This is a genomic window from Streptomyces sp. HSW2009, assembly GCF_040240285.1.
In the GTDB taxonomy this organism is placed as follows: domain Bacteria; phylum Actinomycetota; class Actinomycetes; order Streptomycetales; family Streptomycetaceae; genus Streptomyces.
The window spans coordinates 1-8,791 of sequence record NZ_JBEHZD010000341.1 but is presented as its reverse complement, the minus strand read 5'-3'; the positions used below and the strand labels follow the sequence as shown (position 1 = coordinate 8,791).

Sequence of the window (8,791 nt, the reverse complement as noted above, 5' to 3'; positions counted from 1 at the left end):
AACCGCTCCGGCGTCGCCTCCGTACGCCGGATCACCCCGATGAAACCGCACTCCGCCGCACTCACGAGCTGCTGCTCGTCGATGTGCGTGGTGATCAGCACGCCGCGCCCGGTGCCGGCCCGTTGGATCTGCCGGAGTTGGCCCAGGACCTCGTCGTCGATGAGGTCCACGACCACGATTGCCACCTGCGCGTCCTCCGTCGTGTTCGGATCGATGACGCGCACCTCGGGTCTGGCGCGAAGTTGACTTGCCACACCCGCCTGCGAGACGGGGTCCTGCGCTCGCAGATCTACCAGGATGCGTTCCGTCGTCGTTGATTGCATACCGTTCCATCGCCCCCATATCTGCCATGGACCTGACACAAATGGAACCGCGCCATCACTCAGGTCGCTTTCCGTAGGGCCCCTCGGCTGTGGCGCCCCTTCCCGGACATGCTCCGTCCCGCACCCCGGGAAGCGCGCGATGGCTCAGAGCGAACCCGGTTCTGCCCGAAAGTGTTCCTGCGCGGCCACTCCCGTCCCGTGCGGTGCGCCGTACCTTCCGGGCATGAGTGTTTCGGCCAGCTTGGACGACTCGCCCGTATCGGTGCAGCCTGGTGGCGAGGCAGACCTCTCCGTACAGGTGCGCAATGCGGGAACCACCGTGGAGGAGTACCGATTTGAGGTGGTCGGGCCCTGCGCCGCCTGGGTCACAGTAGAACCCGCGGCGCTGTCTCTCTACCCCGGTGCTTCGGGCACCGCGACGCTGAAGCTGCGCCCGCCGCGGACCGCCAGGATCGCCGCCGGGCCCACGCCGCTCGGTCTGCGGGTGATCCCCACCCATGACACCGAGCACACCCAGGTGCCCGAACGGACCATCACCGTCCTGCCGTTCGCCGAGGTCACCGCCGAACTCGTGCCCCGCTCCTCGCGCAGCGCCTGGCGCGGCCGGCACAAGCTGGCCATCGACAACCTGGGCAACACGCGGCTGGCCATCGGGCTGACCGTGCAGGAGGGCGCGGAGCGGGCCAAGGTGACCGCCGAGCCGGGCGATGTGACCGTCCCGCCGGGCGAGGCGAAGTTCGCCCACCTCGCGGTGCGCCCGACGAACCGGCTCTGGCGCGGCGCGCCGATCACCCACCCGTTCCAGGTGGTGGCCACGCCGCGGGACGCGTCCGGTGCCGGAGCGGCACCGCCGCGCGAACCGGTGCTGGTGGACGGCTCGTACGAGCAGCAACCGATCCTGCCGCACTGGCTGCCCCGCGCGGTGATGGTCGCGGTGCTGCTGGTGGGTGTGCTGGCCGGGCTGTGGTACGCGCTGCTGCGGCCCACGGTGCGGTCCGCGGCCCGCGAGGCCATCACGCCCGAGGCCGTCGAGTCGGCCATCAAGGACGACGACGGGAAGAACGGGCCGGGCGCGGGGAGCGCGGGAAACAACCAATCCGGGCAGAACGGCGACACCGCGGGGGGCTCCGGCGCGAACGGCAGCGGCGCGAACGGTGGTGCGTCCGGCGGCGGCGCCGACGGGGGCGCGGCCAACGCCGGCGCCACCGGAGGCGCGGGGCAGGGGGGCGGTCGCAACGGCGGCAGCGGGCAGGGTGGGTCGGCCGGCAACGCCGGTGCGAAGCCCGGGGAGCCGGGCGGGGCCGCCCCCCCCCCCCGCCCCCCCGGGGGGGGGGGGGGGGGGGGGGGGCCCCCGGGGGGGCGGGGGGGGGGGGGGGGGGGCGGCCACCGCGGGGGCGAAGCCCGGGGAGCCGGGCGGCCCGGCCGCGCCGAAGAGCGCCCGGGTGCAGGTGCAGGACGCCGTCGGCGGGTCCTCCACGACCCGCGACGCGTACACGGTGCCCGCGGGCAAGACCTTCGCGCTGACCGACATCGTGGTGCAGAACCCGCAGGGTGACGCCGGCACGCTGACCGTCTCCAGCCAGGACGGGCAACTCCTCAACCTGGCGCTGGAGAACTTCCGGGACTCCGACTACCACTTCGTCACCCCCATCCAGGTGCCGGCGAAGAGCAAGGTCACCATTTCGGTGAGCTGCCGCGAGGTGGGCAAGCCGGTGAAGGCGCCGCGCCCCACCCAGTGCGTGGAATCGCTGTTCCTGGGCGGACTGCTGAGCGCGGACGCCCCGGCACGGAACTGAGCGGGGGAGTGGGGTCGGGGCGTGCGGGTGGGGGGGGGATTGGGTGGGAGTGGCGCTTCCCCCGCGGGACGGCGGCGCTCGGCCGGTGGCTGACTGGGTGGGAGCGGCCCCGCGGGTCCGGTGGGGCCCGGCCGGGTGGCTGAGCTGGCCCGGGGCAGTACCCATGGTGCGGCGGCACCCCTGGGGTGGCGGCACACGGCCGGGCCGCCCCAGCAGCAGCGCGGCCACCTGATGCGGCCGGCGGGAGCCCCGGTGGTGAGCCGGCGCCAGGGCCGCACACCAACGCGGCGGACGACCCGCGTCCACGCGGACCGCGCCATCCCGGCCCGGGCCCATCGAGCCCGGACCCACCTAGCCAAGACCCACCCACCCCGGGCTCACCCGCCCGGAGTCTCCTCCTGCCCTTCCTGTTCCTCCTGCTTCTCCAAGTCCTCCGGCTTCGCCGCGGCCCGCTGGACGAACGCGCCCTGCACATCGGCGGGTTCCTCGTCCTCGCCCTCGTCGTCGGCGCGCTGCACGGTCGGGGCGAGCGCGCGTTGCACGGCAGGCCCGGCCGTGGTGGCAGGTGCGGGAGTCGGCCCGGTGTCGGCCGTCGGAGCCGCCGGCGGCTGGGCCATCACCCGCTCGGCGTTGGCGACGGCCTCCTGCTCGAACCGGTCCTGCGGATCGCTCACCCGGATGCCCCCCGGCGCGTCGGTCCCGTCGACGGGCCCCGAACGCTGCTGGACCACATGGGTCAGCTCGTGGGCCAGCATGGTCCGCCCCTGCTGGGACGACGGGTCGTAGGCGTCGCGCTGGAAGACGACGTTGTTGCCGACGGTGTACGCATGGGCCCCGACCTCCTGCGCGGAGGCGTGCGCCGCGTCGTCGGTGTGCACCCGCACGTCCGAGAAGTCAGCGCCGATCCTGGCCTCCATGTCCGTACGGGTATCGGCATCGAGCGAGCGGCCACCGCCCGAAGACAGCACGTCGTGCACGGAGGACCGCGGCTGTGCCGCGGAACCGGCGGCATCGGCCTGGTCACCGGCCTCCTCGCGCCGCGCACGCTGCACCAGGGCGCGCACGGCGCTGTTGCCGACGGCGCGCTGCAACGTCGCCATGCCCGAGCGGCCGACGACATCGGTACGGCCGGCGACCGCGGCCCGCAGCACGTGCGGGGTACGGGCCCGCTCCTGGGCCTCGGCACCCGGCTGCCGCACGGCAGCCGCACCGTGTTCGTGCTGGTGCTGGTGCTGGTGCTGGTGCTCGGGGCCGCTGTCGTGGTCGTGCTCCTGCATCGTCGACTCCCTCGCGACGTTTCCGCCCCCGTCTGCCTGCCCCTCCAGGCTGAGCGCCCCGCCCGCGCCCCGTCCAGCCTCACCGCTGCGGGACCGGGGCAGCCCTCCTTGCCCGATCGGGCAGCAGATGGTGCGGGGCGCTGCGGGCCGTGGGGCCCGGGGGGTGGGCCGTACGCGTACGGACGGGGGGGGAGTGTGGCGCGAGGGAGAGGCGGGGCCGGCCGGGCGGCGTACGGGCGGGGGTTGCTCGGGCGGGTTGCCGACGTGCTGGACTGCGCCCGAACCACCCCGTACGGGCCCCGTACGGAGAAGGAATCCCGCGGCGCGATGCGGCGATCCAAGGCAGGCCACCCCGCTTGGGCCGGCCACCCCCGCCTGCGCGGGGACCACACCTTCACGCTGGTCGCGGGCAAGCCGTGGATCGGACCACCCCCGCACGTGCGGGGACCGCACCCCCTTCAAACGACCGACAGCCACCCGGCCGGACCGCCCCGCAGCCGCAGGGACCACCCGTTCACGCTGGTCGCCGGCAATCCGTACCTCGGACCAACCTTGCCCGGGCAAGGACCACTGAGCCGAGCTGACTGCCAGCCGGCCAGGTCACGAAGCCGGCCCACATACAAGGCCGGCCATACGCAAAGCCGAGTCCGACACAAAGCCAAGCCACACACCCCGTCGGCCAAACCCACCCTACTCGGCGGGTCCGCCGCAGCCCGCAGCCCGCAGCCCTCCACCGGCCCGCGCCGCGGCCCCCCACGGGGGGCGACCCACACCCATCCCCCACCCCACTCCCGCCCCCACCCCAGTAGGCTCGCCTGCCAACGCCGGCTGAGGGGGCAAGACTTGGAAGGCTCGAGGGCTGATGATCCACCACGCATCGGGGAGTACGTCACGCTGGCCCGCCTCGACGCGGCGTACGGGTCCCGCACGCCGCCCGAGCGTCGCTACCTGGCGCGCAGCGCGGACGGTGCGCGCTCCGTCTGGGTGAGCCTGCCGGCGGCCGGGGTGGACCCGGTGCGTTGGGCGGCCGAGGCGCGGCAGGCCGGTGAACTGGCCCAGCCGGGGCTGTGGCCGGTGCGGGAGGTCGGCGGCACCACCGCGTTCCCGTGGCACGCCACGCCCTACCGGCCGGCCGTCCCACTGACCGCGGCACTCGCCGCACAGGAGGGCCCGCTGCCCGAGGAAACGGTACGGATGATCGGCGCCACCCTCGCCGAGGCGTTGGCGTCCACGCACGCCACCGGCCTGTCCCACGCGGGGCTCAGCCCCGGAGCGGTCCTGCTCACCGCGTACGGGCCGGTGCTCGGCTGCTTCGGGGCGGTGCGCGCCACGGCCCCCGACGGGGCGCCGCGAGCCGGGTTGCCCGGTGTCGACCAGGAGTGCCTGGCGCCGGAACAACTCGCCGGCGGCCCGATCGAGCAGCCGGGCGACGTGTACGCGCTCGGCGCCGTCCTGGCGTACGCGGCCACCGGGCACGCCGTGCCCGAGCGCGCCGAGATCCCCGCCGGGTTACGCGCGCCGATCACGTCCTGCCTCGCCCGCGATCCCGAAGCAAGGCCCCAACCCGCCCAGCTAGTCGGCGAGTTGATGCCATCGGCCGGCTACGGGACCCTCACCCTGGGTACCGAGCCCACTCCCCTTCCCGGCCGCGGCGGCGCGGCCCTGTCCGCACAGGCGGCACACACCCTCGCTGCCCGGCTTCCCACCGAGGTGCCCTGACGCGATGCTCTCCCCTCTCGCCCACGACGACCCGCACACCCTCGGCGCCTACCGCCTGCTGGCCCGCATCGGCGCCGGCGGCATGGGCACCGTCTACCTGGCCAGGACGGCCGGCGGGCGCACCGCGGCCGTCAAGACGCTGCACCCGCACCTCGCCACCCAGCCGGCGGCGCGCAGCCGCTTCCGGTTGGAGTCGGACGCGGCGCGCGTCACCCAGGGCCCGCACGCCGCCACCGTCTACGACGCCGACCCGGTCGCCCCGCAGCCCTGGCTGGCGATGGAGTACGTGATCGGGCCGCAGCTCGACGTCGCGGTACGGCTCTGCGGGGCGCTGCCCGAGCGCGCGGTGCGCCAGGTGGGTGCCGCGCTCGCCGACGGGCTCGGCCAACTCCACCGCTGCGAGGCGGTGCACCGCGACCTCAAGCCGGCCAACGTCATCGTGACCGCGACGGGCCCCAAGCTCATTGACTTCGGCATCGCCCGTGCGCTCGGCGACCAGCCGCTCACCGGCCTCGGCCACACCCTCGGCACTCCCACGTACCAGTCCCCCGAACAGGCCGCAGGGTGGGAACACACGGCGGCCGGCGATGTGTTCGCCCTGGCCGGGGTGCTGACCTTCGCCGCATCGGGGCGCCCCCCGTTCGGCACCGGCCGACCCGACGAACTCCACTACCGCATCCGCCACGCCGCCCCCGACCTCGGCGCCGTACCGCCGAGCCTGGCCCCGCTGCTCGCCCGCTGCCTGGCCAAGGACCCGGCCGACCGGCCCAGCACCACGGAGCTGGCCGCCGAACTCGCGGCGGACGACGGCGCGGCCCTGCTGGCCGACGCACTGCCGCCGGCCGTACTGCGCGAGATCGCACGGCGCGCCGACACCCTGTGGCAGCCACCGCCACCCCGGTTGCCACCCCCACCCGCCGATCTGCCACCACCCCCCGCGCCGGTCGTCGCCGCCCCAGGTCCCACCCGGCGCTTGCTGCTCGCAGCCGGCGCGGGCACCGTCGTCGGCGCCGCACTGGCCGGCGGCGCGGCCTGGGCCTGGCGCGGCGAGCGGGACCGGACGCCCGCCGCGCGCCCGACCCGTACCCGTACCGTCACTCGGCAACGGCCCCCCGACCGGCTGTGGACGTTCACCGGCCGGCGCCCCGACGCCGAGGGCGACATCGTGCCCACCCGGCGGGGCCTGGTGATGCCGGCGGGCATCGTCCTGGCCGGCGTCAACCCCGAGAGCGGCGAGGGCACCTGGCAGTCGAACGTCTCCGAAGCCTGGCGCTGGGCCACCGACGGCACGGTCGTCTACGCGCTGCGCGAGGTGGACGAGGGCGCCGCGCTGGTACTGGCCGAGGTCGATCCCACCCGTGGTGAGCTGGGCAAACCGCTGCTGGAGCGGGCCGACCTGGACGGCCGCGAGGCGCGCAACCAACTCCTGTGCGTGGCGGGCAACCGCGCCTACCTGGCGGCCCGCACCGCGGCGGGCAACCGCTGGTACCTGCTCGCCGTCGACCTGCGCAGCCGCCGCGAGCACTGGCGCCGGCCGCTGCCCGCGCCGCCGGCCCCGGACGTCAGGCCCGTGCTCGGCGCCACCGTCAGCGGCGAGCACCTGTTGCTCCACCGCCCGGCGGCCTACGAGGGCGCCGCCGACTTCGCCGTACACGCCGTCGCCGACGGCCGGCAGGAGTGGTCGCGCACCGAGGACTACGAAGGCCAGCCGCCCACCGAGCCCGTGCACGACACGCGCCACGTGTACTTCAGCGACACGGTCATCGACGCGTGGCGCATCACCGAAGGCGATCGGCGCTGGCGGTTCGGCGACCTGCGCGACGTCGGCGACAACGCGGGCCAGACCCGTAGGTACGGGGTGCCGACCGTGCACGAAGGCGTCATCTACTGCACCGAGGGCGATCGTGGGCTCGTCGCCGTCGACGCCCTCACCGGCAGCCTCAACTGGATCGAGGAGGGGCTGACGGGCCGGCACCTGAACCGTGAGGCGCCGCCCGTGGTCGGCGCCAAGTACCTCTACGGCCTCGATGACCGGGGGCTGCGCGCGGTCGACCGGCGCACGCACCGGGCGGTGTGGACCTACGAGACCGATGCGACGCTACTCACCGCCGACCCCGCCCGCGGCCGGCTCTACCTCCGCGAACAGCACGAGACGTTCGCCCTCCCACTGCTCTGAACCCCACCCGCCCCCGGCCGCTCGGCCACCCCGTCGCCCGACCACGTGCCGTACGGGCAGCCCACCCCGGCCACTTCCTCAGTCACCGCCCGAACCCCGCAACGGACCCCCACCCACCCCGAGCCACCCAGCCACCGCGCACCAACCGGCCAACCCACCTACCGCAGCCACCCACCCACCCCGAGCCACCCACCCGGGCACCCACCCGAGCCACCCAGCCACCGCGCACCAACCGGCCAACCCACCTACCGCAGCCACCCACCCGAGCCACCCCGCGCCAGCCAGCAACCCACCCACCGCAACCAACCCACCCACCCACCCACCGCGAAGGAGACCGCGTGAAACCGCTCGGCCCCCACGACCCGCTGCGCCTCGGCCCCTACCGCGTCGTCGGAGTGCTCGGCACGGGAGGCATGGGGCGGGTGTACCTGGGGCACGACGCGCAGGGACGGGTCGCCGCGGTGAAGATGCTGCTGCCCGAACTTGTGGGGGAGGGCGACCTCGCACGGCGCTTCGTGCGCGAGGCGCTGACCGCCCGCGCGGTCACCAGCGACGGGGTGGCCCGGGTGCGGGCAGCCGACGTGGAGTCGGGCCGGCCGTGGATCGCCACCGAGTACCTGGCGGGACCCACCCTCACCGAAGCAGTGCGCAGGTACGGGCCGTTCGGCGAGGCGCCGTGGCGCCAGGTGGCGCACTCCCTGGCCCGCACCGTCGGCGACATCCACCGCGCGGGGTTGGTCCACCGCGACCTGAAGCCGGGCAATGTCATCCTCACCTCGCACGGCCCGCGCATCATCGACTTCGGCATCGCCCGCCCCGAGCACGGCCTGACCCTCACCCACACCGGACAGATCCCGGCCACCCCCGGCTACGGCGCCCCCGAACAGGTCCTGGGCCGGCGCACCGGACCGGCCGCCGATGTGTTCGCGCTCGGCGCCGTGCTCGCCTTCACCGCGGCCGGCCGTCCGGCCTACCCGGGCGGTACGGCGGCGGGCGTGCTGTACGAGGTGGTGCACGGCGAACCCGACCTGGACGCGGTGCCGGCGCCGCTGCGCGACCTCATCCGGCCCTGCCTGGCCAAGGCCCCGGCCGACCGGCCGCTGCCCCACCAGATCCAGACCGCGGCCGACCCGCACCACGGCGTCGAACTCCCTTGGTGCGCCGGACCGTTGGCCGACGACATCCGCGGCCACGAGGCGGCGGCCCGGCGCCTGGTCGACGACCCGGGTGCTGCGGGACCGCCGCCGGTCCGGCCGCCCGCGCCCCCGGCTGCCTCCGCCGCGTCCCGCAGGCGCCTGCTGGGCACGCTCGCCGCCGGCACCCTGCTGGCGGCCGGGGCGGGCGGCACCGCCTGGTGGCTCACCGGCGACCGGCCCGGCCGTGACGGGGCGGCCGACCCCCCCCCCCCCCCGCCCCCCCCCCCGGCCCCGCCCCCGCCCCCCCCCCCCCGCCCGTGATGGAAGCAGGTCACCCCCCCCGGCGGGGCCGGCCAGCGGGGGG

6 protein-coding genes and 1 pseudogene are annotated in these 8,791 nt (G+C 75.5%); 5 read left to right on the top strand and 2 right to left on the bottom strand.

All coding sequences use genetic code 11. The features are described 5' to 3' along the window. Positions 1-323 (bottom strand): annotated as a pseudogene (locus AAHZ94_RS22625) (DNA-binding response regulator); the annotation flags it as partial. 223 nt (positions 324-546) lie between these two features. Here AAHZ94_RS22625 and AAHZ94_RS22620 point away from each other — a divergent pair. Further along, positions 547-1,878, top strand: coding sequence for a COG1470 family protein (locus tag AAHZ94_RS22620; protein WP_349994813.1), 1,332 nt, complete (start codon positions 547-549; stop codon positions 1,876-1,878). Then, positions 1,820-2,119, top strand: a complete 300-nt coding sequence (locus tag AAHZ94_RS22615) for a hypothetical protein (RefSeq protein ID WP_349994812.1) — start codon at positions 1,820-1,822, stop codon at positions 2,117-2,119. The genes AAHZ94_RS22620 and AAHZ94_RS22615 overlap by 59 nt, the downstream gene beginning before the upstream one ends. Before the next feature lie 377 nt (positions 2,120-2,496). Here the strand turns inward: AAHZ94_RS22615 and AAHZ94_RS22610 are convergent, their stop codons facing one another. Continuing rightward, a complete protein-coding gene (locus tag AAHZ94_RS22610; protein WP_349994811.1) occupies positions 2,497-3,396 on the bottom strand; it encodes an eCIS core domain-containing protein in 900 nt (299 codons plus the stop codon). Positions 3,397-4,239: 843 nt separating this feature from the next. Here AAHZ94_RS22610 and AAHZ94_RS22605 point away from each other — a divergent pair. From AAHZ94_RS22605 to AAHZ94_RS22595, 3 genes are all read left to right on the top strand, one after another. Next, positions 4,240-5,115, top strand: coding sequence for a protein kinase family protein (locus AAHZ94_RS22605; protein ID WP_349994810.1), 876 nt, complete (start codon positions 4,240-4,242; stop codon positions 5,113-5,115). 4 nt (positions 5,116-5,119) lie between these two features. Beyond that, positions 5,120-7,291: a serine/threonine-protein kinase gene (locus tag AAHZ94_RS22600; protein WP_349994809.1), complete on the top strand. Its 2,172-nt coding sequence runs from the start codon at positions 5,120-5,122 to the stop codon at positions 7,289-7,291. A 338-nt stretch (positions 7,292-7,629) separates the two neighbouring features. Beyond that, positions 7,630-8,748, top strand: coding sequence for a serine/threonine-protein kinase (locus AAHZ94_RS22595; RefSeq protein ID WP_349994808.1), 1,119 nt, complete (start codon positions 7,630-7,632; stop codon positions 8,746-8,748). Positions 8,749-8,791: the final 43 nt, after the last annotated feature.

Excerpts from the sequence above, each read along its gene's own strand:
- AAHZ94_RS22600 (WP_349994809.1), top strand. The coding sequence starts at position 5,120 with ATGCTCTCCCCTCTCGCCCACGACGACCCGCACACCCTCGGCGCCTAC.
- AAHZ94_RS22620 (WP_349994813.1), top strand. The coding sequence starts at position 547 with ATGAGTGTTTCGGCCAGCTTGGACGACTCGCCCGTATCGGTGCAGCCT.
- AAHZ94_RS22610 (WP_349994811.1), bottom strand. The coding sequence starts at position 3,396 with ATGCAGGAGCACGACCACGACAGCGGCCCCGAGCACCAGCACCAGCAC.